The sequence below is a fragment of the Clostridium yunnanense genome, assembly GCF_016595795.1.
GTDB lineage: Bacteria > Bacillota > Clostridia > Clostridiales > Clostridiaceae > Clostridium_AR > Clostridium_AR yunnanense.
In genome coordinates this window covers 102,355-127,511 of record NZ_JAENHN010000046.1, presented here as the reverse complement: position 1 = coordinate 127,511, position 25,157 = coordinate 102,355, and the positions used below count along the sequence as shown (strand labels likewise).

At 31.9% G+C, this 25,157-nt stretch carries 28 protein-coding genes and 1 pseudogene; 18 read left to right on the top strand and 11 right to left on the bottom strand.

The features are described from left to right. Window positions 1–19 precede the first annotated feature (19 nt). The 4 genes from JHL18_RS16860 to JHL18_RS16845 all read left to right on the top strand — a co-directional run bounded on the left by JHL18_RS16860 (window position 20) and on the right by JHL18_RS16845 (window position 4,505). Entirely contained in the window at window positions 20–1,480 is a 1,461-nt protein-coding gene (locus JHL18_RS16860) for a methyl-accepting chemotaxis protein (RefSeq protein WP_200271353.1), read from the top strand. A 9-nt stretch (window positions 1,481–1,489) separates the two neighbouring features. Then, the gene (locus JHL18_RS16855) at window positions 1,490–2,314 is read left to right on the top strand and encodes an SDR family NAD(P)-dependent oxidoreductase (RefSeq protein WP_200271350.1); all 825 of its coding nucleotides are present in this window, start codon (window positions 1,490–1,492) and stop codon (window positions 2,312–2,314) included. Between the two features lie 182 nt (window positions 2,315–2,496). Then, a complete protein-coding gene (locus JHL18_RS16850; protein ID WP_200271347.1) occupies window positions 2,497–2,712 on the top strand; it encodes a hypothetical protein in 216 nt (71 codons plus the stop codon). A 497-nt stretch (window positions 2,713–3,209) separates the two neighbouring features. Continuing rightward, complete coding sequence (locus tag JHL18_RS16845) at window positions 3,210–4,505, top strand: hemolysin family protein (protein WP_200271344.1); 1,296 nt, start codon at window positions 3,210–3,212, stop codon at window positions 4,503–4,505. Between the two features lie 124 nt (window positions 4,506–4,629). Here the strand turns inward: JHL18_RS16845 and JHL18_RS16840 are convergent, their stop codons facing one another. Together JHL18_RS16840 and JHL18_RS16835 are read right to left on the bottom strand one after the other, a co-directional pair. Beyond that, entirely contained in the window at window positions 4,630–5,043 is a 414-nt protein-coding gene (locus JHL18_RS16840) for a GNAT family N-acetyltransferase (protein ID WP_200271341.1), read from the bottom strand. Next, window positions 5,044–5,439, bottom strand: coding sequence for a winged helix-turn-helix transcriptional regulator (locus JHL18_RS16835; protein WP_200271338.1), 396 nt, complete (start codon window positions 5,437–5,439; stop codon window positions 5,044–5,046). 252 nt (window positions 5,440–5,691) lie between these two features. Here JHL18_RS16835 and JHL18_RS16830 point away from each other — a divergent pair, with 252 nt between their 5' ends. Next, window positions 5,692–5,982, top strand: a complete 291-nt coding sequence (locus JHL18_RS16830) for a hypothetical protein (RefSeq protein WP_200271335.1) — start codon at window positions 5,692–5,694, stop codon at window positions 5,980–5,982. 157 nt (window positions 5,983–6,139) lie between these two features. Here JHL18_RS16830 and JHL18_RS16825 read toward each other — a convergent pair whose 3' ends face one another. Further along, window positions 6,140–6,481, bottom strand: a complete 342-nt coding sequence (locus tag JHL18_RS16825; RefSeq protein WP_200271332.1) for a hypothetical protein — start codon at window positions 6,479–6,481, stop codon at window positions 6,140–6,142. Between the two features lie 538 nt (window positions 6,482–7,019). Then, a complete protein-coding gene (locus JHL18_RS16820; RefSeq protein ID WP_200271330.1) occupies window positions 7,020–8,267 on the bottom strand; it encodes a glycosyltransferase in 1,248 nt (415 codons plus the stop codon). 238 nt (window positions 8,268–8,505) lie between these two features. Here JHL18_RS16820 and JHL18_RS16815 point away from each other — a divergent pair, with 238 nt between their 5' ends. Continuing rightward, window positions 8,506–9,075: a TetR/AcrR family transcriptional regulator gene (locus JHL18_RS16815; protein WP_200271329.1), complete on the top strand. Its 570-nt coding sequence runs from the start codon at window positions 8,506–8,508 to the stop codon at window positions 9,073–9,075. 53 nt (window positions 9,076–9,128) lie between these two features. Here the strand turns inward: JHL18_RS16815 and JHL18_RS16810 are convergent, their stop codons facing one another. Then, a complete protein-coding gene (locus JHL18_RS16810) occupies window positions 9,129–9,548 on the bottom strand; it encodes a pyridoxamine 5'-phosphate oxidase family protein (protein WP_200271327.1) in 420 nt (139 codons plus the stop codon). Window positions 9,549–9,798: 250 nt separating this feature from the next. Between JHL18_RS16810 and JHL18_RS16805 the strand changes: the two genes are divergently transcribed. The 3 genes from JHL18_RS16805 to JHL18_RS16795 all read left to right on the top strand — a co-directional run bounded on the left by JHL18_RS16805 (window position 9,799) and on the right by JHL18_RS16795 (window position 12,337). Further along, window positions 9,799–10,470, top strand: coding sequence for a hypothetical protein (locus tag JHL18_RS16805; protein WP_200271325.1), 672 nt, complete (start codon window positions 9,799–9,801; stop codon window positions 10,468–10,470). Between the two features lie 152 nt (window positions 10,471–10,622). Then, window positions 10,623–11,495: an AraC family transcriptional regulator gene (locus tag JHL18_RS16800; protein WP_200271323.1), complete on the top strand. Its 873-nt coding sequence runs from the start codon at window positions 10,623–10,625 to the stop codon at window positions 11,493–11,495. A gap of 14 nt (window positions 11,496–11,509) precedes the next feature. Further along, window positions 11,510–12,337, top strand: a complete 828-nt coding sequence (locus JHL18_RS16795) for a GNAT family N-acetyltransferase (protein WP_200271321.1) — start codon at window positions 11,510–11,512, stop codon at window positions 12,335–12,337. A 159-nt stretch (window positions 12,338–12,496) separates the two neighbouring features. Here the strand turns inward: JHL18_RS16795 and JHL18_RS16790 are convergent, their stop codons facing one another. Together JHL18_RS16790 and JHL18_RS16785 are read right to left on the bottom strand one after the other, a co-directional pair. Then, a complete protein-coding gene (locus JHL18_RS16790; RefSeq protein ID WP_200271319.1) occupies window positions 12,497–13,003 on the bottom strand; it encodes a hypothetical protein in 507 nt (168 codons plus the stop codon). A 377-nt stretch (window positions 13,004–13,380) separates the two neighbouring features. After that, a complete protein-coding gene (locus tag JHL18_RS16785) occupies window positions 13,381–14,241 on the bottom strand; it encodes an alpha/beta hydrolase (protein ID WP_200271316.1) in 861 nt (286 codons plus the stop codon). 386 nt (window positions 14,242–14,627) lie between these two features. Here JHL18_RS16785 and JHL18_RS16780 point away from each other — a divergent pair, with 386 nt between their 5' ends. Then, a complete protein-coding gene (locus tag JHL18_RS16780) occupies window positions 14,628–15,191 on the top strand; it encodes a GNAT family N-acetyltransferase (RefSeq protein WP_200271313.1) in 564 nt (187 codons plus the stop codon). Between the two features lie 17 nt (window positions 15,192–15,208). Here JHL18_RS16780 and JHL18_RS16775 read toward each other — a convergent pair whose 3' ends face one another. Then, complete coding sequence (locus tag JHL18_RS16775) at window positions 15,209–15,667, bottom strand: NUDIX hydrolase (RefSeq protein ID WP_200271308.1); 459 nt, start codon at window positions 15,665–15,667, stop codon at window positions 15,209–15,211. 306 nt (window positions 15,668–15,973) lie between these two features. Between JHL18_RS16775 and JHL18_RS16770 the strand changes: the two genes are divergently transcribed. The 5 genes and pseudogenes from JHL18_RS16770 to JHL18_RS16750 all read left to right on the top strand — a co-directional run bounded on the left by JHL18_RS16770 (window position 15,974) and on the right by JHL18_RS16750 (window position 19,746). After that, window positions 15,974–17,020 carry a CatB-related O-acetyltransferase gene (locus tag JHL18_RS16770; protein WP_200271305.1) on the top strand — a complete coding sequence of 349 codons (1,047 nt, stop codon included), beginning with the start codon at window positions 15,974–15,976 and terminating at the stop codon, window positions 17,018–17,020. A gap of 204 nt (window positions 17,021–17,224) precedes the next feature. Then, window positions 17,225–17,362 (top strand): annotated as a pseudogene (locus tag JHL18_RS26625) (methionine aminopeptidase); the annotation flags it as partial. A gap of 248 nt (window positions 17,363–17,610) precedes the next feature. Then, a complete protein-coding gene (locus tag JHL18_RS16760; protein ID WP_200271299.1) occupies window positions 17,611–18,024 on the top strand; it encodes a GNAT family N-acetyltransferase in 414 nt (137 codons plus the stop codon). A 30-nt stretch (window positions 18,025–18,054) separates the two neighbouring features. Then, window positions 18,055–18,855 (top strand): phosphotransferase, encoded by an 801-nt coding sequence (locus JHL18_RS16755; RefSeq protein ID WP_200271296.1) that lies wholly within the window; start codon window positions 18,055–18,057, stop codon window positions 18,853–18,855. A 51-nt stretch (window positions 18,856–18,906) separates the two neighbouring features. After that, window positions 18,907–19,746 (top strand): P-loop NTPase family protein, encoded by an 840-nt coding sequence (locus tag JHL18_RS16750; RefSeq protein WP_200271293.1) that lies wholly within the window; start codon window positions 18,907–18,909, stop codon window positions 19,744–19,746. Between the two features lie 125 nt (window positions 19,747–19,871). Here JHL18_RS16750 and JHL18_RS16745 read toward each other — a convergent pair whose 3' ends face one another. Further along, complete coding sequence (locus tag JHL18_RS16745; protein WP_200271291.1) at window positions 19,872–20,759, bottom strand: LysR family transcriptional regulator; 888 nt, start codon at window positions 20,757–20,759, stop codon at window positions 19,872–19,874. 311 nt (window positions 20,760–21,070) lie between these two features. Here JHL18_RS16745 and JHL18_RS16740 point away from each other — a divergent pair, with 311 nt between their 5' ends. The 3 genes from JHL18_RS16740 to JHL18_RS16730 all read left to right on the top strand — a co-directional run bounded on the left by JHL18_RS16740 (window position 21,071) and on the right by JHL18_RS16730 (window position 23,005). Continuing rightward, complete coding sequence (locus JHL18_RS16740; RefSeq protein WP_200271481.1) at window positions 21,071–22,069, top strand: YeiH family protein; 999 nt, start codon at window positions 21,071–21,073, stop codon at window positions 22,067–22,069. Between the two features lie 410 nt (window positions 22,070–22,479). Further along, complete coding sequence (locus JHL18_RS16735) at window positions 22,480–22,701, top strand: DUF1659 domain-containing protein (protein WP_200271288.1); 222 nt, start codon at window positions 22,480–22,482, stop codon at window positions 22,699–22,701. A gap of 82 nt (window positions 22,702–22,783) precedes the next feature. Beyond that, on the top strand, window positions 22,784–23,005 hold the full coding sequence (locus tag JHL18_RS16730; RefSeq protein ID WP_243277908.1) for a DUF2922 domain-containing protein: 222 nt from the start codon (window positions 22,784–22,786) through the stop codon (window positions 23,003–23,005). Window positions 23,006–23,120: 115 nt separating this feature from the next. Here JHL18_RS16730 and JHL18_RS16725 read toward each other — a convergent pair whose 3' ends face one another. After that, window positions 23,121–24,470, bottom strand: coding sequence for a helix-turn-helix domain-containing protein (locus JHL18_RS16725; RefSeq protein WP_200271285.1), 1,350 nt, complete (start codon window positions 24,468–24,470; stop codon window positions 23,121–23,123). 249 nt (window positions 24,471–24,719) lie between these two features. Further along, the gene (locus JHL18_RS16720; protein ID WP_200271282.1) at window positions 24,720–25,142 is read right to left on the bottom strand and encodes a hypothetical protein; all 423 of its coding nucleotides are present in this window, start codon (window positions 25,140–25,142) and stop codon (window positions 24,720–24,722) included. Between the last annotated feature and the right edge of the window lie 15 nt (window positions 25,143–25,157).

The following is a 25,157-nucleotide window of genomic DNA, read 5'->3' as shown; positions in this document are numbered from 1 at the left end:
ATGCGAGGAGTAAGTACTAATGAAAAATGATAATATGCTAAACCATACAATAAAGGTTAGTAAAGCAATTGTACCAATACTATGGATTTTTTTAATAGGCTCTACATATGGCGTTATGAAACAGCCCACAACTATAGGTGCTATGAGACTTTTGGTTAGCATCATAGGAGTTTTTATGTCTTCAATCTTCGTATATAAAAAGATTTTTCCAAACGCCACAGGTTTAATAATAATAATGAGTTATATTTTTCCAACCTTATTTACTCTATCAAACCAATATATTGCAGGAATGTTAGCAATGATTGGACTTTGCGTTTCAGCATTATATTTAAATAAGGTATATCTATTGATCTGTGGCACTTTTTATAATTTTATGTTAGTAATAACTCAATTAATAAGCAAAAGCTTTGAAGGATGGATTTTCATTGCTACGATAGCTTGCATCGGGGTTGTTACCACAATTCTATTTTATTTATGTAAGTGGGGAAAGGATTTAATAAGTATTGCCACTGAAAAAGAAGTAGAAGCAAAGGAGACCTTAAACTCCTTAGATGATGCTGTAAAAGTAGTTCACAATAGCACCGTTTTACTAAATGATGATATATCCAGTTGTAATGAAAGTGTTGAAATAGTAAAAAAAATAAGTGATTCAATGGCCGTTACGGTGAAGGAAATAACAAAAGGTATTGTGGAACAGACTGAAAGTATTAATAATATAAGTCAGATAATCAATGAAGCAGATGAAAAGATGACAGAAATCAATAATTTATCAAATTATCTTGCTGAAACTTCAACTGAAACTGTACAAACAGTTTTTGAAGGATCAAACAAAATAAATCACATGGATAAGCATATGGGAGTCATAAGTGTTGCAGTAGGTGAATCTGTAAAAACTGTTCAAGAACTTAATAACAGCATGGATGATATAAATAAATTACTTACTAGCATAGTAGGTATTTCTGAACAGACTAATTTATTGGCATTAAACGCTGCAATTGAAGCTGCAAGAGCTGGTGAATCTGGAAAAGGCTTTGCAGTTGTTGCAGATGAAGTTAGAAAGCTTGCTGAGCAAAGTTCAAGTACAGTTAAACAGATAGATAAGATTATCAATGAAATAAAGGGAAAAACCTTATTAGTATTGGAGAAAGTCAATAATGGAAGTATTGCGGTAATAGAAGGACAAGCATTAACCAATGAGGTAAATGAAGGCTTTGAGAGAATTAAATCATCCTTCAAAAATATTGATGAATATATATCAGACGAACTAAAGATGACAGAGAATATAAGCTTAATATTTAAACAAATAAGGCAACAATCAGAAAATATTGCAATGATATCTGAAGAGCATTCCGCAGCAACAGAAGAAATGCTTGCAACTACAGAAGAGCAGAATGCTAATATAGAGGATATTTATGGAGTAGTTAAACAAATTAGTAAATCTAGCACAAGATTACAGGAATTGATTGAGAAAGATAGGTAGGAGTATTTAATGAAGAAAGTATGCGTAATAACCGGTGGTGGAAGTGGAATTGGGCTTGCTACTGCTAAGATATTAGGAAAAGAAAATCATATCATTATTGTAGGAAGAACAGTAAAAAAGCTTGAAAGTGCATTAAAGGAATTAGAAACGGAAGGAATTGAAGCGGAAGCTTTTGCCTGCGACATATCGGATCGTACTTCTGTGGATAAATTAGCTGAGCATGCAAAAGAGGTAGGAACTGTTTCTTCAGTTATACATGCCGCTGGTATGTCACCTCATATGGGTGAAGCAAGAACAATTATGGAAGCCAATGCTATAGGTACTATAAATATGAATGAGGCTTTTTATAATGTTATGGAGGAAGGATCCTGTATTATAGATGTATCATCTATGTCAGCATATCTTACACCAAAAATTATTATGCCAGTGAGTGGGTATAAGTACAGTAGAATCGATAAAGAGATCTTTATGAAAAAGATGATGGCAAGAGTAAATCTTTTTCCCAAAAAACAAAGATCAGGAGTGGCATATAGTATTTCTAAAAACTTTGTTATCTGGTACGCCAAAACTGATGCTGCAAAGTTTGGACAAAAGGGAATTCGAGTACTCTCAATAACTCCGGGGTCTTTTAAGACACCGATGGCAGAACTAGAAAAAGAAGATACTGATGGCTTCATAGAACACTGTGCAATAAAGCGCTATGGAGATGTAGAAGAGATTGCAAACTTATTGGCTTTTTGTGTAAGCGATAAGGCAAGCTATTTAACAGGAACAGATATACTTTGCGATGGAGGGTGTGTGGCATCGGGAGTGAATCCTCTAAAGATGAAGTAGATAATATCTAATTTTAAAGCTAACGAATAGTATTTCTAGATAGATTGGACTTGTATATGAAGTTGTCAAATAAGATTCATGCTGGAAGCTTGCTCCACTAAAACTCTCAAGATAATACAAGCTGTAAATTAAATAAGTTGATAGAACATATTAAAAATATCATAAAAAAGGGGACAAGAGATATGATAGCAGATTTTATATCAAATGCTGGATCAGCATATATTATAGCTATGGAGTTTTTTTCGATAATGAGTGATATGGATAAGTTGATGGAAGAAAAGGGGAAAACGGAAGATGAAGCAGTAAGAAAATATTTAGATGATAAGTATGATGAACTAGCAGAAAAATTTTTCGAAGTGCAAGAAAAATTAAAAAGGATAGAAGTAACAATAGAATAAGCATAACCTGTTAAAGAATTTAAAAAATAACTTTAGGATATACGTGATTTATCTGTTTTAAATAATGTTAATTAAATATAGAAAATATTCATTATAGTAGTTAAAAATGTCAACAATATAAAGATGTTGACATTTTTTTGTTTTATTTAAGAAAAGTGCTACAACTGGACTTTTTCATGTACAAAGGGGTGTTATTATTCCTGAATCATCAAACCCAAAAGAATTAAAGAAAATATACAGTTGTTTGACATAAAACTTTGTTTATTTACAATTATCGATTTACTTTATGCAAAAGCATTACATAAATATGATATAATATAAGCTAAATCTAGATGTAACACTTAAAACCGAAATACATTTTTAAAACTCTCACGGTTTTTGGTGAGAGAATTTAAAAATAATGAGCTTTATTATGAATTGGTACATCAATATCTTAATATAGAAAAGTATATAAATAAGAACACGTTACGTATGACTTGAGGAGGATTTACTTATTTATGATTATTTTAATAAATGTTGCTATTGTATTATTACTTGTATTTATGAATGCTTTTTTTGTTGCAACAGAATTTGCAATGGTAAAAGTCAGAAAGTCTAGGATAGAAACCTTGGTGCTTGAAGGGGATAGAAACGCAAAGCATACCTTAACGGTTGTTAAGGATCTAAATTCATACTTATCAGCTTGTCAGTTAGGTATCACTTTAGCTTCTTTAGGTTTAGGCTGGGTAGGAGAGCCTACTGTTGCAGATATGTTAATGCCGTTATTTCATTTATTTCATCTACCAGAAAGTGCTATACACTCGATTTCTTTTGTGTTAGGATTTGCAATTATAACTGGCTTTCATATAGTACTTGGAGAGTTGGCGCCTAAATCACTTGCAATTATAAGTGCAGAGAAGGTAGCCATGTACACAGCTTTACCGCTTATAATGTTTTATAGAATATCCTATCCAATAATGTGGCTTTTCAACCATAGTACAAACTTGGTATTAAAGATATTTGGAATTTCCCAAGTTGACGAACATGAAGCAGCTCATACCGATGAAGAAATAAAGATATTGGTTGCGGAGAGCTATAACCACGGTTTAATAGATAAAACTGAATTAACCTTTGTAGATAATATATTTGACTTTTCAGAAACAACCGTAAAAGATATAATGATACCTCGTACTGATATGGCATGCATTTTTCTTGAGGATTCTTTTGAGGAAATAATAGCATATGCACTTAAGGAACAGTTAACTAGATATCCGGTATGTAGAAAAAGTAAAGATAATGTAATTGGATTTATTCACATTAAGGATTTGTATAGGCTGAAAATAGAAGGAAGTAATGAAAATATAGAAGATATTATTAGGGAGATTAAGTTTGTTCCTGAGTCTATGTCAATCAGTGAGTTACTAAAGGTATTTAAGAAAGAAAAAGCGCAGATGGCTATAATTATAGATGAATACGGTGGAACCTCTGGACTTGTAACAAATGAGGATATCTTAGAGGAAATCGTTGGCGAGATTCAAGATGAGTTTGATGATGAAGTTGAGGAAATCACTAAAACTGAAGATAATAATTACATTGTAGATGGCAAAATTATTCTTGATGATATAAATGAATTATTAAATACCTCTATTGAATCAGAGAATATTGATACCGTTGGAGGATGGATTTACTCTCAGTTAACATCTTACCCACAAGTTAATGATAAGGTTGTTTATGAGAATTACGAGTTTATAGTGTTAAAATGTGATAGAAAGAGAATTAGTAAAGTGCTTATTAAAAGTGTGTCCGAAAATTAATCAAAATAACCCTTTTAGTTATAAAGAGAACTAAAAGGGTTATTTTGATTATAGGTGTTATTTACAAAATGAATTGGTACATTAATATACCTTTAACACAAACATGTGAAGTTTTATGAACTAATTAGCACTTATTATTAAAGTTGCAAAGTTGCATTGCTACTCCATCTGTCATGATCTTGAAGCCGAACTTTTCATAGAAGGCTGCATTTTTTCTTTCTTCAGGCATTATTTCAAGATATAGATACTCTTTATATTTTTCTTTAATCATTTCAATCATTGTTCCAGCAATCTTCTGACCTTGATAATCAGGATGTACCAAAACATAATGCATGTATGCTACCATTTCACTATCATCTAGTACTCTTACGAGACCAACTAGTTTGTCTTCATCCCAAGCAGTTAAAACTGTAGAAGAATTTTTTAAGGCCTTATATAGTCGGCTTGGATACTGTCCAGATAGCCATCCAACAGATAAAAATAATTGTTGTACTTCTTCTTTGGTAAACTTTTTTTCCTCAGTATAAGTAATCATCATTTAAGAAGTTCCTCCGTTTCCTTGTTTATAGTCGCATTTTCTACATTGTGCCATTGTATTTTCATTATCTTCCTTGTGATAGGCTCCAGACCATCTGCAAATACTCTGTAAGATAGGAATTACAGAAGTTCCCTTCTCGGTGAGGCAATATTCAACACGAGGAGGAATCTCATCGAAGGACTTTCTTTGAACGATATCATCCGCAGTGAGCTCCTTAAGAGTAGATGCTAAAACAGCATCAGTGATATTACTCATTTCTTTTCGAAGTAAGCTATATCGTAAAGTCCCTTTTTCAGCTAAAACACATATGATTCGAGATTTCCATTTCCCACCGAAAATTTCAAGACCATACTCAAGTGGACAGCGTATGTCCCCTTCCATTTTATGTTGATACAATTAACTCATCCCCTTATGATATCAAAAGCACAATACAGCAAAAATAGGTTCAATATGAAATTGATAAGCTTGTATTGTTTTTGGTAAAGTAAGATTATTATAGAAGGATATTTGTATATTAACAAGTAACTATGAAATTTATTAGTAACTCATAAATTTGCTGATATCTTTTTCTCTTAGAGTGACTGAAATATAATTATACCAGGCTCAAGTAAAAAGAAAGAGTCACATAACAAAATTGGAGGTAATACCATGAAAGTAAATGCTTATTTAGAAATCACAATGAAAATAGAAGAGGTAAACCGTGCAGCAGCTGCAAAGATTTATAGCGATTATCGAGGACCTTTTTTAGAAACAATTGAAGGAGCTCTAACAAAAGAACTATTAATTCGTGATGAGGACGTTCAAGTACTCCACGGCTTTGATAGCGTAGAAGAAGCCAAGGCTTATTTATCCAGTGATATGTTCCAAAATGATGTCTTCGTTGGCCTTAAGCCACTATGGAGTGCTGACCCAGATGTAAAGATTTATAGTGTAGCGTAATTGCTTAAATATATATTGGTTTCTCTATGAATCATTAAGAGAAGATATATAGATAGAACTGGATTAATCTATAATTTATTAAAATAAGCAAAAGAGCTAGTAAAACAATTATGTTTTACTAGCTCTTTATTAAGTTTATCTTAAGAAAAGATACTTCTTATGGGACAATATGATCTACATCAGAAATTTTAACATAACACCAGCCTGATGTTCCAGGGATGTCTTTTACTGCATAAAATTTGCTACTACCACAATCGTAAATAGGTAAAGTTGAATGTGAAATTGTTGCAACTACTTTAGAAGAAGTACTTTTACTTGCATATATTTTTGCACTTACAAAATATGCTGAGTCTAGCTGTGTATAAGAAGTGCTAGCAGTTGAAAAATTACTGGATATTTTATTTGTAGTATCTAAAGTTGCTGCTAATGCGCTTGTTGCTGGTAATGAAGTTAATGCAAGGACTCCTGAAATAGTTAAACTTAATATTTTTTTATTCATAAGAAAATTCCTCCCAAAATTATAGATTTATATTACATTGATTTCTATTTTTCAAGTAATATATCCAGCTAGGCATGTTGCTCGAGTAACATGATTTTTCACTTTTTAATATGGCTTTCTTTTGTTTATTAACCATGTGGGACAAGTTAGATAATATATTAAGTGTAAAAATATAGCAAATTCTATAATTTGTCATATCAATTCATTTAACACGATATGGTGCTATTATGTTATTAAAACTCAAGATAACTCATAAATAATACACTAAATAACAGTAATGAGTTAATGTAATTATCATATTGATTGAAAAAACAGGTTTTACGCTATTGTTATGTAACAAATCTTTGTGAATAATGAATGAAATGATTGGATGTTTTAACTATAATTGAATATATGAGCAATAAGTTAAAGGTAAATACATACTCTAAAAGTAATCACTAAAACAGCCCTAAGCGATGACCTTGCTTAAGGCTGTTTTATAAAATGTAAGTAGTTTATCAGTTCATCGAAATAGATAATCCAGTTCTATTTAATAAAATTACAAACTTATACTATCTACAATAACCTTTGCACAATCTCTAGCTCCATTTTCACTAGATATGTCTAGAGCTAATTTTTTTGCATTTTGAACAATTTTATCTTGAAGAGCATAGTTAATGGCTTCAGCAAGATTATCTGAGGTTAGTTCTTTTATAGGAATAGGCTTTGAAGCAACTTTAAGATCATAGGCTCTATGAGCCCAGGCATGTTGATCATTGGCAAAAGGTACAATTATGCTTGGAACACCAGCTTTAAAACCTGCAGAGGTAGTTCCTGCCCCTCCGTGATGACATACTGCCGCCACTTTATCAAAAAGCCAAGTGTGAGGTAGGCTGTCTACAGCTATTACATTACTTGGAAGATTATCAATCTTGCCCATTCCGCAGATTATTCCACGTTTATTTGTTTTTGAAAGAGCTTCTATAATCAGTTTTGAAAGAGTTTCTTTTTGATCTTTATGAAATACGCTTCCGAATCCAATGTAAATAGGTTTTTCGCCAGAACTTAAAAAGTCAGATAGTTCTTTTGATGGTATATAGTCAGTTGGTTCCTTTACAAACCAATATCCATATTGGTGTATATTTTCATTCCAGTCACTTGGTCTTTTAAATACAAAGTTGCTGCAGGATATAACCGCTGGTTGTCTTTTGTTTGTATGGCGTTCATAAGGTTTGCCAAAGTTTTTTGGAAGGCCGTTAAATTCTTTCTTCCATAAATATTTTACAGAATTATTTGATGCAAGCCACAGCATCCCTTGAAGCATATGGTAGCTGATTATATTTTTAAATGGAGTAGATTTCACTCTCCCATACTGAATTACAGAGGTCTGCTCCTTAGTTTTGTGAATTGGGAATGGAGAAGCCAAGATAGCAGGTATACCAAGTCTTTCAGCAGCAAAGTAACCTATGGTGCAGCCAGGATGATAAATAATTAGTTCACTTCCTTCACAGGCAGCATAGAATTCATTAGCTATATCTAGACCATATTTTTTCATTTTGTTGAAGGTTAGAAGCATCTTCAATGGGTTATCAGCTGATTGAGCTTCCTTAAGCATATTTTCGTCTACATTAAGGGATTTAAAATCTGCCTGTATAGGATAAAAATCTATGTTATAGCTTTTAACAAAGCTTTCAAATTCTTTCATGCCAGTAATACGAACAGCTTTTCCCAGTTCTTTTAACTCCTGTGCTAGAGCAATGTAGGGTTGAAAATCTCCTCTTGAGCCTGAGCAAAGTATTGTAATCATATATTATTCCTCCTTGAATTATCCGACAACTTACTGTATATTCACAGTATAAATGTGCTTCAATCATTCATCAACCAACAAACATATCGTAAATGTCGGATTTGGATTAGAATGAATAGATGAACCACTTCATAATTGAATTTATATTTTCAAATTCTCCTCTCAGAATCCAGAGGAGTTTTGAAAATACATTTCGGACTGAAGTTGTTCATCTTTAGAACAGAACAGGAGTGAGAATATGAAAAAGAAACCGGAGATAACTGCTCAGACCAAGCAGAACCTACTTGATGCGTTTTGGGCACTATATTGCGAAAAGAGAATTGAGAAGATAACTGTAAAGGAAATAGCAGAGAAGGCTGGTTATAATAGAGGGACTTTTTATGAGTATTTTACGGATGTTTATGATGTACTTGAGAAGCTTGAAGATTCTCTCATACCAGATATTCACGGACTACCTCCGATTTCTATTAAAAATCAAGATATGGAAATGCCACTTGATATGTTCATGACTCTTTATGAGAAAAACAGTAAATATTACTCTGTGCTACTTGGAGATAAGGGTGATCCTGCATTTGCAAGCAAGTTAAAAAAATCCACTAAGCCTGTGATTAAGCAAGCATTTCTTGAAAAGTCTAATATAAATCCTATAGAATTTGATTTTATATTAGAGTTTGTGCTTTCAGCTATGATAGGTATAATGAGCTATTGGTTCAGGGAAGATAAAGTATTACGTGCAGAAGAGTTAGTCTTACTGATGCATGATCTTATGGAAAATGGAGTTATGAAGCGTATAAAGGGTGAGTTATAGATATACTTATTATTAGAATTTATCCTAGGAGTTTAATGACTGAAGTAGTTTGTCTATACTTGAAAGGTTACATTTTTTAGATGGCGATAATAGTTGGCGGATTTAGAGGTAAAGCGCAATACAGTATAGTCTGGATCATCTATTCCAAGTGGATAGTAAACCTCGCAACCATCAGACCATAACATTTCCTTCGTAGCTCTGTCTTGTAGTATTTCAATTGTTCCTGTAAGCATAAGACCTGCAAATCTTTCATTATCAACAAAATATAGGCTTGTTTTATTATCGCTTTTTAATCTTTCTACCATCCTGGTTGAGGTATTGGTGCTAAGCCAAAACTTCTTTAAACCATCATGTTTTAATCTCATCATAGCTTTTATCTTAGTATAACCGTCTTCACCATTTGTACTAACCATTACAACTGTTGAGTTCTCAACTAGATCGTTACTTTCAATTAAAATATTTGCATCAACCATAAAAAAGACCTCTCAATTTCATAAATTTAACTATTTTGTGGCTATTGTACCATAATGAGGAAGTGGCTTCAAGCCAAATGATTACGGAGGTCTTATTATGACAACGATAGAGTCAGTAAAAAAGGATATAGAGGATTTAAGGACAGTAGGGCAAGAGGAAAATAGGTATATCAAGGGCGCAGGTTTGCGTTTTGTGTGGTATGGATAGAACAAAGACAGTTAGCGTATTGAATTCAAGGAGGGGTATCAATTGACTTATGTATATCATTTTACAAAAAGAGAAAATGTTCCAATAATCTTGGAACAAGGATTAATGGTTGTTTCAAAATTTAATAAACTGAATAGTATAATACGAGAAAAGGCGATATATGCTTGGCTTATACCAGAGCATGATAAGATGGGATATTTGAATGATAAAGAGTATGTATGTTTACGAATAAAAGTTACACCTAAAGATTGCATTGTTGCAAATATGGATATTATTTCATCAGCATTTGTTAATTTTGTTGGGACAAGAGAACAGGTTGCAAACCTACCTTTATATAAAGAATTAGTTTCATACTATGATAATTCAGCAGTGCATATTGATGAATATAAAAATGGTATGTTTAGAGCTCCTGAAGTAATAATACCTTACTGTATTGAACCTAAAGATATTACAATTCATTCAAATATCAATTCATATCAGTATTTTAACCTAATTAAAAATAAAAAAAATTATAATGAAACGTGGCTTGAAAGATTACAACATTTAGCAAACTATTCTACAGATAAAGTAACAGATATTGTAAATATGTTATCACATACTGGATTAATTAAGAAGATAGCAATACATGATGATTCAGATGGTTTATTAGCCACATATGAAATTATAAAAAGTAAAGAATATTTTACTATAGAATTAAATGGAGAAATAAAATAGATGTTTATTGCTAAATACAATTGATTACAAAAAATAGTATAATAGGAATTAGTTTGATTAAGGTAAAGTGATAATTAAAATGGACAAAACAAAGCACAAAAAGTCGAGAATAAAGTTAGACATTTTTATATACTTTAGTGGAGGTTGAAAACTTGGAAATAATTAAAAGTCTTAATAACGCACTTGATTATATTGAAGATAATTTGAATTCAACTATAGAGATTGAAGACGTAGCAAAGGTTGCGTACTTGTCACGGTCTCATTTTCAGCGAATGTTTCATGCGTTAACTGGATTTACTATAGGTGAATACATAAGAAATAGAAGGCTTACTCTTGCTGCAGAAGAATTGACTTCTAAGGATGTAAGGGTTACTGATGTAGCTATAAGGTATGGCTATGAAAGCATAGACGCTTTCACCAAAGCCTTTCAAAGATTGCACGGAGTAACTCCTTCAAAGATAAAAAAGGGTAATATAAGGCTAAAAGCATTTCCTAAACTTTCATTTCAAATATCAATTAAGGGGAACTGCGAATTGAATTATAGGATAATTGAAAAGGATAGTTTTAAGGTTTTTGGTGTAGAGTTTGAAACCACCATAGCGGATAATCTGCTTTATGAAGAGATACCTAAATTCTGTGATAAGATTTGGGTTGATGGAACCCATCAAAAAATTAATGAGTTTTTAGGATATCCTAAGATGCATATGTTACACGGAATTCATTATGATTTTAAGGAAGATGGCAGCAGAAAATATATGATGGGGTGGGAAGCACCGGAGCGTGATATACCAAAGGAATACAAGGTGTTAGAGATACCTTCCTATACTTTTGCTGTTTTTGATGGTAAGGGAGACAGCTTAAATAGACTTGCCATAAGTGATTTGTGGAAGAGAATATATTTAGAATGGTTTCCAAAGTCAGGCTTTAAAGAAGTTGAGGGAGCATATATAGAAAAGTATTTTTGGGATGACAGTGAATATAATCAGTATACCTGTGAGGTATGGATTCCTGTAGAAAGAAGATAAAAGGAGAAGAAAATATGGGTATTGAGATAAAAAATCCAATGGAAGATCAGTATGGTAATAGTAAGGATAATATTTTTATAGCGTTTAAGGATGATGGAAATTATTTAGGTAGCTCCTATGTATACCCTAATACGAATCATAGACAGATTGAGGAAATACCTTATCTTATTTTTATGGATATAAATTTAGCAGAAAATATGGACAAGTCTTTAGAAGCTGAAGTTAAACAATTGCTATTCGATAAAGTTTTTCTTAGAGCAAAGGAGCTTCGTGAGGAAAGGCCTGATTTAAATGCGAGAATATACTCTGGTTTTCAGTACAATATGGAAAATATGAATTTCTATATTAAAAATGGCTTTGAAGAAGATTATAGTATCATAATGGAAGCAAGTATTGATGATGGTTTTAAGTATACACTGCCTAAAGAAGTTGAGATAGTAGATGTGAACTTAGAAGTTGAAGAAGAGCTTGTTGATTATAAGAAAATGTACGACGAGATATTTATATCACCAGTAGATATGGATGGTTTTATAGAACAAAGTAAAAGAGCTTGTTTTAAGAGCTTATACTTTTTAGTACAAGGCAAAAGATGTGGTGGGTGTACAATTTTTCAAGATGATACTTTTGGCTATATAGAAACTATATATGTTCTTCCAGAGGCACGTGGAAAAGGTATAGCAAAAGTTATACTTAATTATATCTTTAATTATTTTTTAGTAAATGGATTAAGCCAAACAAAGCTTGAGGTGTGGGAGTTAAACAAGCCTGCAGTAAGTCTTTATAAATCTTTTGGGTTTAATGAAATAGAAAAGAACTTGATGTTTCCGGGAAGGAATATATAGATAACTATATGTTTATCAAGAGTAATTTTTTTAAAACTTTCAAAAAATATTACTTTCAATATATTATATATGTATAGTATGTTGTATTAAAAACCCCAGCAATAAATTTGCTGGGGGTGGTTCGTAATAATAGAAGAATGTGACTCAATATTGTTTTGCCTATTGATTTTCGCTTAAATAAGCCCACTTGTTTTTAATACCTTTCTCATACTTAGGAATTGCTAAATAGAATGTTTCGGGGATAATTTCATCTTTATAATTCCTATATCTTACGTAAGACCCTTTGTTAAAGTCATAAACTTTTTTAACTCCTATTGCTTTAAATTTATGTTGATACTTTTTACCATCTATACTAAAGACAACTGAATATATACTACTTTTATATAGCTGATATTTAACCACAGGTGCATTATAAGGAGGTAACGACTTTATTTCACAGTCCATTTGCTTAATTTTCTTTTTCAAGACAATACAAATAGCTATGGATAGTATTGCGATAACTATTCCAATTAATGAAGACTTTAAATAGATAGTTTTATTGTAATGAAAAAGAGAGTCCGTGACTCCTCTACCTCTATCTTTTAGCAAGCCCATGATGGGCATTCCAAATCCGATGTAAACTATGATAGTAAAAAAATGAAGTAGATTATTTATTGTCTTGTACATTTATCATGACCTCCGTAACCATCAGTTATAATTCTTACAAAAATGTTTCAGCTATTAACATTACCTTTTGCATCATTCGCATTTTTTCTACCATTCTGTATTAATCACCATTAATTATACCATGTTATACCAATTGACTCTATTAAAAGCGTAGACCGAAAGGGGTTTAAAAATATTTTTTCACTGCATTATTCGGTTTTCAGAGAGCACTGTTCGTATCTTAAATTTCACAAGTTACGTCGTCTTTTTTTCATATTGAGACACAAAAAAACTGCAGAATTCAATTATGAATAATGCAGTTTTTTGATTAATACGGTATGGATAAAAACACATCATTCCATACTGAGATTACAACAATGGAATCAAAAAACGTAATATTATAATCCTTGAAGCCAATTTTCACAAATTTTTGTCCAGATTGCTACCGTAGGTTCATCCTCACCTAATCCTAAACCATGGGGACCTTTGGAGAATATATGTAAATCAAATGGTAGATTTAGCTCATTTAGAGCTTGAGCAAAAAGTAAGTTTTGGCGCTGAAAATTCCAGTGATCGGTGGCTGTAATCCATAGAAAAGTCGGTGGTGTCTTCGCTGTAACATGTTTATGATTTGAGGTAAAGTCTATAAATTCATCCACTGTAATATCTTTTGTTAATAGAGAATCTGGGGGCAATTTTTCCTTAGAAAAGGGGGATGTCTCAGCATAACATAAAATCATCGCATTAAGTTTAGAACTCGTTTGATCAATCGGATCGTTAAAATCTGGTTCTCCCAAAAGCATCGACATAATTTGGGCATCTCGACTATCCGGTTCTATAATTCCATTATCAAAATGAGTTCCTACAAAAGAGGTGAGATAACCGCCAGCTGAAAATCCTATCATGCCGATTCGTTCCGGATCAATATTAAATTCTATGGCATGATACCGAATATACCTAACCGCTCGGACTGCATCTTTGGTTGACGTAAATGGAGTAAAAGGAGCAACCCGATAATTTAAAACAAAAGCATTTATTCCTATTTGATTTAGCCATTTTGCAATTGGTTCTCCTTCACTTGACGCTCTAAATTGAAATGATCCACCAGGGCAAACAATAATTGCAGCGCGGGGTTTCTCCCCTTTTAATAAATAAGGGGTCAGGGTAGGTAACCCTTCGTTATTCAAGTCCCCAATAGTAGAAAATAAGTCGGCATCAGGAACATTTTTTTCCCAAAGTTTTATATCTTTTAATCTCATCAATATTATCCTCCTATTTTAATCTGCGGCTCGGATAACCGCGGCTTTTCGCGATATATCATATAACGGTTTTATTGTATTAATTTACAATTGTACCTTAAATTATATATTTGATTATACCATAATTTTTATAAAGCATAATTGTCTGTAAATATCTGCGTAATTAATTTTAAGTTGTTCTCTAAGCTCCTTATTTTCTTTTTCAAGCATTTTAATTTATTACGTTCATCCAAACTAAATATTCCTTGTTTCACAGCATTATCAAAGACTATTCTTTTAGTGTCATCAAGTAACTTACGTACAGTTATTACAAAAAATTGAAACTAAATAACAATATGCTATATAATTATATGGAAGTTATATATAGAAAGATGGGGGATCTATTAATGTGTAGTATTAATCCATTTGATAAGTGTCCAGTTTATGAAAGTAATAATTTAATATTTACAAAAGTTAAAGAGGAAGACGCAATAGACTTATTTGAGTGCTATTCTGATCCGATTACTAAAAACCGTATGAATAATGATAATTGTGGCGGTATATGGGATACACGTAATATTGATGCTGTAATAAAGGGGATTAAAGGATGGGAGCAAGAATTTGACGACAGATTTTATATAAGATGGAGTATTAATCATAAGCACACAAATAAGATAGTAGGTACTATGGAAATAGCACCGGTTCCTAATACAACAAGATTTTGCGATGGTAATTGTCAGACTGGTATATTAAGAATAGACATTATTTCATCTCTTGAAAATGAAATAGTTTTATCTGAAATTTTAAGAGTAGTTTCTGATAATTTTTATACAGACTTTGATATTAAAGATATCATCATTAAAGCAACTAAAGACGATGGGGAAAGAGTTTTAGCCTTGGAAAATAGTAACTTTGATAAATTAGAAAACAACAACTTTCCTTATAGTGATTATTATGTAAAAAGAAAATAATACATAATGACTTATATCTATCTTTCACCTAATAATTCTAATGCCTCAGTAGCTAGTGTTAAGATATTTGCTTGAATATTGTCAGCATTTTTTAAGTCTTCTTTAGTGTACCAATGAAGTAAATTAGATTCACCATCAGCGGGGCTTGTCTCGTAAGCTTTAGCAGTTCCATAATAAACAAAGTCTATATGGCAATGTCCTGGGGCTATCTCACCAAAAATTGTGTACATAGGATTTATTAAGAGCTTTTCACTTACTAATTCACAAGATTCCTTTAGTTCTTTATTTGCTGGACCATATAGGGTGATTTCCAAGCCAGATTCTTCAAATGCTTCACGAATACATGCTTCTTCAGGTAGTTCATTAGCTTCTACATGACCACCTAGAGGAAGTATTTTTTTCGCCTTTTTATGTAAGTGTAATAATACTTTATCTTTATGAACAATAAAAACCGAAACAGTAAAATGTCTATCCATAGCTGTAATTCTCCTTTAAAATTCAATGTAAAAACTCACAATAAAATGAAAAACTTTATCTATAATTATACAGTATAAATTTGAAGAATTACAAATATTTGGTGTGTAATTTGTAGATTTATTTTAATCTATTATAATTAAAAATGTACTACTTAGAATCAGAAACCTCTGAAACAAATTGATGCTTATGACATAATAATAAGTATTATAGTTATAAGTTATTCTAGTTAGTTGTTGTTTATCTATAAAATAACAGTAAAAAAGCTTGTATAATGGCATTTAATATAAATGAAGGGGAGATAAAACATGATTCTTGATTTCTCAGTACCTTTTACAACAAATCCTGAAACTAATATATACTATATTAATCTTGGTATTGGAGATAAATTCCCTATTGCCTGTGTTGGTAGAGAGTCTTATATAGTAGGTGGAAAAATTACTAGTGGAGCTGACTTTACCATATCGGAAGGATACGCTATCCATAATTTACAAGTAGGTCAATTTGTTTCAATTGCACACTGTTCAGATTTTACTATGGGGCTAGGACATGATTATCTTAATTTGGCCACAGGAGTGTCAAAGTTATTTAAAGAAAATAATGAGTATAACTATGACAGTAGTTATAGAGAAAAGGGACAAATATTAATTCAAAATGATGTATGGTTAGGTCATAATGTAACTGTTATGGCCGGAGTAACAATTCATAATGGAGCGATTGTGGCATCTAACTCACATGTTGTTAAAGATGTGCCACCCTATGCAATAGTAGGAGGAAACCCTGCAAAGATAATAAAATATAGATTTAGTGAAGAGATAATAGATAAGCTTCTTACTATTCAATGGTGGAATTGGAGCAGTGATAAGATTATAGAAAATAACGAGTTTTTCAAAAGTGAAGATGTAGTTGCCTTTTGCAATAAGTTTTATTATGAAGCATTAGAGAATAAGAAAAAAGTAAAAGATATTCAAATGCAGAAGATGGACAACACATATCTATTTTTCATGGATTTTACTGAGCCATATGCTATTTGGCAGAGAGTAATTAGGGAATTTATAAAAAAATTTAAATTAAAGGCTGACCATTTATTAATTTTATATATTGATGAAGAATTTGCAAATAACAATACAGAGGCAATCCATTTGCTTAATAAATTTATAGCTGAACAATTAGTAACTGAAAACCCTATATGTAGTGTTAGTATTTGTATAGAAAATAAAGAAAATGAAAGGGCTATGTTTAGAAAAACAGATTACTTTATTACAAATAGAAGCAAGTCCACAATCCTCCACTCAGAATATGCATATGAAAACAAAGTTAAAGTAATATCAGGTGTTGATATGCCAATATTCTAAATCTAACGGAATCAACACCTTTGACAATATAACATCAATTGAAGGTTCAGTGATTTTAGGTATACAATATTTAATAAGGCATTCAAAAAAGGAAGGTATGACTACAGAGGAAATTAATAGACTTGTGTATGAAAAAACAATGGAGTTTGGTGCTATACAGGCACAACTTGGGTATGAAGGGTTTCCGAAGAGGTGTGTCACGGGATATCATCAGAGACGGATGAAATATTTTTAGATGAGAAGAATGGTTGGACTTTTTATACGGCAGATGGGCAGCCTTCAGCTCAAGAGAAAATCATGGTATTGGTTACAAGTGATGGATATGAGGTATTAGCACATTAACTTTTAAGTTAGTAATGGTAAGTTTAAAGTGTAAGAAGAGCATAATATTAAGCGCCCTCCTTTGATGTGAATTTAAGGGAAGGCGTTTTTACAATTTATTTTAAAGCAATATCCATAGTTAGAATTACTACAACATTTGGATACAAATAAGCAAATATATTGAAAAAGTATATACAAACTAATGGTATGTTTACAAAATATGTTATAATAACAAGGATAAATGACATACAAAGGGGGATAGAGCAAAAATGAATTTTGAAATTACTGATAAAGTTAATGAGCAAGATAAAGATGATATTTTTCAAGGATTACTAGAATACAATTTGGCGAGAATTGAAGATAAGAACCCAAAGGACTTAGGAATTTATTTACAGAATGAAGCAGGTAAAAAGGTTGCAGGGCTCATTGGAGATACTCATGGAAACTGGTTGTCCGTGAAATATTTGTGGGTGAGTGAAGAGTTAAGAGGTCAGAATATAGGAAGTGAAATTTTAAAGCAGGCAGAAAAAACAGCAAGAGAGAGAGGCTGTAAGTATGTATTCTTAGATACCTTTAGTTTTCAGGCACCTGAATTTTATAAAAAATATGGGTACAAAGAAGTGTTTGCAGTAGAAAACTATCCCGTGACAGGAAAGCGATATTATTTTACTAAGAATCTTTAATTTTAAATATAAATTAGTGGAGGAATATCAGTGGTAAAAGACTGTGAGAAGTTATCAGGTGGTAATTTATCAAATGTATATAAGCAGAATGAAACTGTTCTTAGGGAACAAAAGGCTTGGAGTTCAACAATACATAGAGTACTTAAGCATTTAGAAAAGGTTGGATTTACTAGCTGTCCAAGATTTTTAGGAATAGATCAAAGTGGGATGGAAGTATTATCATATGTTCATGGAGAATGCATTGATAATTATCCTTTTACTAATGATGAGAAAAAGCAGCTTTTGATTATTAAAAGATTGGGTGAAATGATGCGGAAATATCATGATGCAACTCTATCCTTTGAAAGAACTGAATCAGATAACTGGATGTTTTCCTACAAAGGGACTTTAGAAAAGGAAGTCATATGTCATAATGATATCGCACCGTATAATATTACCTTTGTTAACGATATGCCATATGGGATCATTGACTTTGATACATGTTGTCCTGCACCTAGGATATGGGATATTGTGTATGCACTTTATAGATTTGTACCCTTTAGCAACAAGCTTTATGATATAGAAAAACATGAATATAGATATTATGATGGGACCAGAGATAAAGAACTGAGGAAGAAGAGCCTTCAGGTATTTTTTAAAGCTTACGGAATTGAGTGTCCCAATGACTTATTTGAACAAATGATAGCTAGATTACAGGTACTTGCTGACTTAATTTATGAGGAAGCTAAAAGTGGGAATAGTGCTTTTCAAAAAATGATGGAAGAGGGGCATAGGGATTTGTATTTAGCAGAAATCGATTTTATTAAAGAACATGCCAAAGAGTGGTTGTAATAAAGACTCTTTATGAAAAGTAATAAAGTGCAATCAAAAAGGGAGAGAATTATGGAAAATAAACTTATATTAGTAGAAGGTATACCAGGAGCTGGTAAAACTACTACAGCAAGAAAAATAAAAGAAAAACTCTTAGCAGAGGGGAAAAAGGCAGTACTTTATGAAGAAGGAATGTCTCATCCAGCAGATATGTCCTGGAATGCTTATCTTAGTGAAGAAGAATACAATAACTTCTTATCGAAGTGCTTAGAAATGTGGGAAAGCTCAGAAAAGACTGTTAGTAAAGAGGAACTGAAGCGTATAGTTGAAAGACAAGTTCGAAGGGAAGACAACCATATTATCTTAGCTTATACAAAATTAGAGTTTCCAGAGGGATGCTACTGGAATCTAGTGGGTGAAGTTGCAGCAAAAGAGATATGTGATGGAAGACGAAGCTTAGAAGAATTTACAGAAATACATCTAAAGCGATGGAAGAGGTTTGGGGAAGAGGCACTATTAGATGATACAGTTTATATATTTGAATGTGCTTTTCTTCAAAATCATATATTTGAGTTATTAGGTGTATATGAGAAAAGCGATGAAGAAATCTTAATCCACCTTACAAATTTATTAAATACAGTTAAATCCCTGAATCCACGTATTGTTTATATTGAGCCCACTGATGTTGAGAAAGTGATAATGAAAGCAGCAGACGAGAGAAGGGCGCCAAATGAGTCAAGAAAAGACTGGATAGATGAAATTGCTGATTGGATTAGTAACAACAATTATGGTAGAAAACATGGGTTAAAAGGAAAAGAAGGTGTATTTGCTTTTTGCAAAGAAAGACTAAGAATTGATAAAGTGATGATTAAAAATTTAGGTATTCCAGTAACTTTGATTAGTAGGGATTAGGTCTATAATTTGACACTGTTAAGATATACAGATGATTTTAAAATAGATTAATAGGAATAGCGTATAGAAACAGCTTGAATAATAATCCAAGCTGTTTTTTTTTATGTAGATATTCTGTAGATTACCTACTTATTCTCAATATAACTTTTCAACATATCTATAAATAATAGTGTACCCTTCGATGGAACTATTCCTTTTTGGAGAATATATGAAAAGCTTCTAGTGTATTCATCAGAGGTTTTTAAGATAGATATTTCTTTATTTCCCACAGCTCCTTCTGTAACAAGTGAGGAAATAAGTGTAATGCCTAGGTTATTTCTAACAGCTTCTTTTACAGCATAATTGCTTCCAAATACAATGACATTTTTAGCATGAATGTCATTCTTAGATAAGAATAGATTTAAGTATTCTCTTGTGCCAGAACCAATCTCTCTGCTGATCCAGGTTTGATTTCCTAGCTCTTCAACTGAAAAATCTCTGTCAACCAGGTGATGATTATAGGGAACAGCAACCACCATTGTATCCTTGTAAAAAGGAGTAATCTCAAAATTTGAAGAGGGTACTGTACCTTCAACTAAGGCTATATCCACTTGAAAATCCTTAACCTTTTCACAAATATCATGAGTGTTTTCAATAGTAACTTCTAACTCTAGAGATGGATAGGCTTTGGTAAACTGTCCTAAAAAAGCAGGCAGAAGATACTCACCTATAGTAAAACTGGCACCTATACGTAATGTGCCTTTTACAACATTTTTATAGTCAAGTAAATCCTCTTTTGTATCCTCTAATAATTTAATTAATTGTTTCGAGCGTTCATAAAGTAAATTTCCTTCTTCAGTTATATAGATGCTTTTTTGTTTAATGGAACGCTGTAATAGTTTTGTATTAAAATATTCTTCCAAATGTTTTATATGTAAGCTCACGCTAGGTTGAGATATGTTAATAGCTTCTGCAGCTTTAGTAAAGTTTTTATGTTCTACCACAGCTATAAAGGTTCTAAGCTCATCTATCATCAAGGGTCATCCTTTCTATAATCATTAAGAATATTAATGGTTATCATAAAATATATGTATTTTACTTATGATTATACACCTATTATACTCAAAGCTGTAAGAGTATAGATATACCACTTCCCCAAAAATCTATTTGCCAAGTAAAATACCGTTAATAGTTAAAGCTATCTTTAGTATATTTATAATTCATGGAAATGGGATATCTATATATAATTACACCACAGAAAATACAGTTTGGAAGGATGATATAATTGGGACGACGATTATTTTCAATTAATAGAGATAACTCAAAGAAACTAGATAAAACAAATATGATGAATAAAGTAGTTGGGATTTTACCTGGACTTATTATATGTATTATCATTGCTTGTATCGGAAAATTTATAGGAAATTATGTGCCGAGCTTAGGCGGGGCATCTATAGCAATATTTTTAGGAATACTAGTGGGAAATACCTTTGGAAACAAACAAGTATATACTAAGGGATCTAAATTTGCAGAAAGTGACTTATTATCTTACTCCATAGTACTACTTGGTGGAACCTTAAGTGCTCAAACCTTGCTTAAGTTAGGAGTCTCAGGAGTTGCTTTTATAGTGTTTCAGATGATTATAACCATCGGTGCTGCAATATTTATAGGGAAAAAACTTGGATTTGGAGAAAACTTTCGTTTGCTGATGGCAAGCGGAAATGCGGTGTGTGGATCTTCTGCAATAGCTGCTACTGCTCCTGTTATAGAAGCTGAGGAGGACGAAAAGGTTATAGCTATAACAATAGTAAATGTTACTGGGACGGCCTTAATGCTGCTGCTCCCACTTATTGCAAATGTGATATTTAAGTCAGAAACCCTAAAAACTTCTGCCTTAATAGGAGGAGTGCTTCAATCGGTAGGACAAGTGGTTGCAAGTGGTAGTTTGGTGAGTACGGATGTAAAAGATTTAGCCACCATATTTAAGATTGTTCGTATAATATTCTTAGTCTTTGTGGTATTAGGTTTTGGAGAAATGAAGAAGAAATCTTCTAAATCGAGCTTAACAAAAGCTAGATCAAAGGTAAAGGTGCCGTGGTATGTAATCGGGTTCTTTGTTATGTGCAGTTTATTTACAATTGGAGTATTTTCACAAAATGTTTCTAAGCTCTTTAAGCTGATAAGCAACAATTTTGAGATAATAGCTCTTGCTGGTATAGGAATGAGAGTAAACTTTAGGCAACTTAAAGAGCAAGGGGCTAAGGCTTCAATCTATGCCTTAGGGATTGCTTTAACTCAAATTGTATCTGCTATTATTCTGATAGTTTTGTTTCTGCAAGTGTAGCGCTATCTAGAACGTCTAGCAAGCTATTTGTTATCTGGATTTTCTCTCTAAAGGAACAGTATTGCAATTTAAATTATAGATGAGCGAGCAATTGTTAGATAAAAAGCTTATTAATAAGTTCAGGATTTATGGTATATGGGTCAACAATTATAGTTATAAAAGACTGAGTGACATACTAAAATCCCTTCAAACCCTGATTTTATGAGTAAATATTTAAAAAGTTATATAGTTATATTTTTTTATTTATAACATTTTTTAATTTTAAAAAGTTTTCTATGGAAAAATTTAAAAAGGTTTATAGGAAAATATTTTTAAAGTTACTGTAATACTGGAATCTCGGTCATATATACCTATTGAAAGCTCATAGAGGCTTTACGAATTTTATAAAGATGATTGTGAGGTGAGAGGCTATGGCAACAGCAATATTAAGTAGTAATTCAATGATAATGAAGTACAAGACTGGTACTAATGAAAAGGGTGATGATATTTTTAGCAGTCAGAGATTTTCTAATGTAAACTTAGATTTAAGTGATGATGATTTTTACGAAGTTGGACAAGCGTTAGAAAACTTAATGGCTACAGATGCTGTCTATATAAGAAAGCAGCAGGATTATTTGGTGGAAAGTATCTAGACCTAAGTTTATTGAAGTGGTTCATCTATATGAATAGCTTGAGGTAAGCATGTCTGGAAATTATAGAAGGGAGGAGAAAAACATGAAAACAAAATATTTGGTTATGACCTTTAAAAACGAGAAAGGAGATAATGTGAATTTATCTCTCAAAGGTATTAAAGAAAATTTAGCTTCTGCAGAAATATCAAAGACAATGGACACTATAATAGCTAAGAACGCATTTTTTAGTTCTGGTGGCAAGCTTGTACAGAGGGTTGGAGCGCAGATTGTAACAAAGAATATTGATGAGATTAAAGTGGGGTAGAAGAAAAAGAAAAACTTGAAATAGAGCAATTTTTAAGGGAAGTGAAAAAATCACTTCCCTTAGTTGACGTTTTAGGAAATATATAAGTTAACTTAGATGTAGATTTTAATTCAGGTTATTCTTTATCAAGTACAAAGGTTTCAAAAGACTTAATAGCCTTATCTCTCATCGTGAAGTCGTATATACCGCTATTTAATAATCGAATTGCGAAAAACATATTTTCCATTATTGATATCTTGTAGTCTTTTATAAATGTTTCATAAGGATATTCTTTAATATTTTCACAAAGACAATTGTAATAATAGTCTATTAACTGCTTAGCATATTTCTTGTCAGGCTCAATATGAAGTGCTAATAACATTGCTAAATCTTCTGTACATAAACCAACTCTTACTGCTTCCAAGTCGATGAACTTAACTTCATTATTGTTTGATTTTGAAAGAAATATATTTCCAGGGTGCATATCACCATGAATAATTGTTATATTTTTTTCAGAATGAAATCTCGTGTCTACATAAGTTAGATATTCTTGTTTTAATAGTTTGATGGCATCTTGAAAAAGATTAAGTTTCTCTGCAGCTATATTATTTTTGTGTACATCCCATACCTTTGGAATCTTACCACACTCTTCATCTTTTCTATATTTCAAATAATCCGCTTCCATACCGTTTATATGAGCTAGTAGGTTTTCTTTTGTTTCATGACGATAGTGAAGTCCTACTTTCTCTAAAGCATTACGATTTTCCCAAAAGGTTGCATGCAGCTTAGCAGTTTCCTTTAATAAGGCATAATAGTTCTCTCTAATTTTATTGCCGTATTCATTAGCTTCATCGAAATGAAAGCCTTGAATATAATCAGTCAAATCTTCCATGAGAATAATTCTTTTTTGAGGGTCAATATGATATGTTAACGGAATTGTCGATGTATATTGGGAGAAAAAGCTGTAGCCATAGAGTTCTTTGTCGTCATCTGAGTATATTTTTTCAATTAGCTTGAACTCTTTTTGTGGAGAGACTACGGTAATATATATAATTGTATATTTTGAGTTTTCTTCAGGCTTTCCTCTAGTTACTGTACAATTTCCTATATTAGGATTAGTCTTCTTAATAGAGTGTATAATTGTATTATCATCCAAGCCAATTATTTGTTCGGAGGCTGCAGTATTTCCTAGCTGCTGAATCACATATTTTGCAACCTGTTCCGCCTGCATTTGAAGGATATTTGGTTTTTCTTCTTCAAGCTTTGGATCGAAGGAATAAGCCGGCATAATCAACTCATCAATAGTACAACCAAAAATTTGACAAAGAACAGGCAATAAAGATGTTTCAGGAAGTGAATGACCATTTTCCCACTTACTGATAGCCTGAGGTGATATGCATAACATTTCAGCTAGTCTTTCCTGTGATAAACCATTCTTTTTTCTTAGCGAAGCAATTATAACCCCAGTCTTTTTTATATCAAGCATAAAAAGTTCTCCTTATAATTTTATTATTGATAAACTACTTCATATTAGAACTTATCCAAATAAAGATTTGTAGAAGCATCGAAATCTTTATTTGGACGCCAAGGAGTGAAGTAGTTTATCTATATCAGCGCTGATGATTTAATTATAGCTTTAAGAAAGTAAAAAACTATATAAAAAATAAGATGTAAACTCAACTATAGGTTAACCTCCTATTTACTGCCTATCGGTGAAGGCTAAGCTTATTTATTTCTAAAACATCCAAAACAAGCGATCCTTTGATAATTTACCATAATGCTCTAATATAACTTCTATGTGGCTTTTATCTAACTGTTTTATTTCTAATTCCTCACTTATAATAAGCTTAGATTTATCCATATAAACTGCTTGAAAACATTCAAGTTTTTTGTTTAGCTTAAATCTATCTATTATATAATCAACCATAAATTCTTGATGTGAAAGAATTAGATTACAGCGCGATATAGTATTTATTAGTTCTTTTCCTATATCAAAATTATCTACAGATAGCATATAAGCATTACTCTTCTCTTCTTTTATTAATACACCATCACTTTCAGCATATAGTATGTCTGCAGTATCTCTATGTATTGTTTCTATCATCCCAATATGTAATAATGGATTTTTTATTAAATATTCAACTGCTGTATTTTTCATCATTTTGCACCTTTA

What these genes read in the sequence shown, in the direction of transcription:
- JHL18_RS16785 (WP_200271316.1), bottom strand. Translation starts at nt 14,241, where the DNA reads ATGAGATTAAAAGATATAAAACTTTGGGAAAAAAATGTTCCTGATGCC.
- JHL18_RS16855 (WP_200271350.1), top strand. Translation starts at nt 1,490, where the DNA reads ATGAAGAAAGTATGCGTAATAACCGGTGGTGGAAGTGGAATTGGGCTT.
- JHL18_RS16730 (WP_243277908.1), top strand. Translation starts at nt 22,784, where the DNA reads ATGAAAACAAAATATTTGGTTATGACCTTTAAAAACGAGAAAGGAGAT.
- JHL18_RS16740 (WP_200271481.1), top strand. Translation starts at nt 21,071, where the DNA reads ATGATGAATAAAGTAGTTGGGATTTTACCTGGACTTATTATATGTATT.
- JHL18_RS16820 (WP_200271330.1), bottom strand. Translation starts at nt 8,267, where the DNA reads ATGATTACAATACTTTGCTCAGGCTCAAGAGGAGATTTTCAACCCTAC.
- JHL18_RS16745 (WP_200271291.1), bottom strand. Translation starts at nt 20,759, where the DNA reads ATGATAGATGAGCTTAGAACCTTTATAGCTGTGGTAGAACATAAAAAC.
- JHL18_RS16810 (WP_200271327.1), bottom strand. Translation starts at nt 9,548, where the DNA reads ATGGTTGATGCAAATATTTTAATTGAAAGTAACGATCTAGTTGAGAAC.
- JHL18_RS16720 (WP_200271282.1), bottom strand. Translation starts at nt 25,142, where the DNA reads ATGAAAAATACAGCAGTTGAATATTTAATAAAAAATCCATTATTACAT.
- JHL18_RS16790 (WP_200271319.1), bottom strand. Translation starts at nt 13,003, where the DNA reads ATGTACAAGACAATAAATAATCTACTTCATTTTTTTACTATCATAGTT.
- JHL18_RS16815 (WP_200271329.1), top strand. Translation starts at nt 8,506, where the DNA reads ATGAAAAAGAAACCGGAGATAACTGCTCAGACCAAGCAGAACCTACTT.
- JHL18_RS16775 (WP_200271308.1), bottom strand. Translation starts at nt 15,667, where the DNA reads ATGGATAGACATTTTACTGTTTCGGTTTTTATTGTTCATAAAGATAAA.
- JHL18_RS16830 (WP_200271335.1), top strand. Translation starts at nt 5,692, where the DNA reads ATGAAAGTAAATGCTTATTTAGAAATCACAATGAAAATAGAAGAGGTA.
- JHL18_RS16760 (WP_200271299.1), top strand. Translation starts at nt 17,611, where the DNA reads ATGAATTTTGAAATTACTGATAAAGTTAATGAGCAAGATAAAGATGAT.
- JHL18_RS16795 (WP_200271321.1), top strand. Translation starts at nt 11,510, where the DNA reads ATGGGTATTGAGATAAAAAATCCAATGGAAGATCAGTATGGTAATAGT.
- JHL18_RS16850 (WP_200271347.1), top strand. Translation starts at nt 2,497, where the DNA reads ATGATAGCAGATTTTATATCAAATGCTGGATCAGCATATATTATAGCT.
- JHL18_RS16845 (WP_200271344.1), top strand. Translation starts at nt 3,210, where the DNA reads ATGATTATTTTAATAAATGTTGCTATTGTATTATTACTTGTATTTATG.
- JHL18_RS16750 (WP_200271293.1), top strand. Translation starts at nt 18,907, where the DNA reads ATGGAAAATAAACTTATATTAGTAGAAGGTATACCAGGAGCTGGTAAA.
- JHL18_RS16825 (WP_200271332.1), bottom strand. Translation starts at nt 6,481, where the DNA reads ATGAATAAAAAAATATTAAGTTTAACTATTTCAGGAGTCCTTGCATTA.
- JHL18_RS16770 (WP_200271305.1), top strand. Translation starts at nt 15,974, where the DNA reads ATGATTCTTGATTTCTCAGTACCTTTTACAACAAATCCTGAAACTAAT.
- JHL18_RS16840 (WP_200271341.1), bottom strand. Translation starts at nt 5,043, where the DNA reads ATGATGATTACTTATACTGAGGAAAAAAAGTTTACCAAAGAAGAAGTA.
- JHL18_RS16735 (WP_200271288.1), top strand. Translation starts at nt 22,480, where the DNA reads ATGGCAACAGCAATATTAAGTAGTAATTCAATGATAATGAAGTACAAG.
- JHL18_RS16725 (WP_200271285.1), bottom strand. Translation starts at nt 24,470, where the DNA reads ATGCTTGATATAAAAAAGACTGGGGTTATAATTGCTTCGCTAAGAAAA.
- JHL18_RS16860 (WP_200271353.1), top strand. Translation starts at nt 20, where the DNA reads ATGAAAAATGATAATATGCTAAACCATACAATAAAGGTTAGTAAAGCA.
- JHL18_RS16780 (WP_200271313.1), top strand. Translation starts at nt 14,628, where the DNA reads ATGTGTAGTATTAATCCATTTGATAAGTGTCCAGTTTATGAAAGTAAT.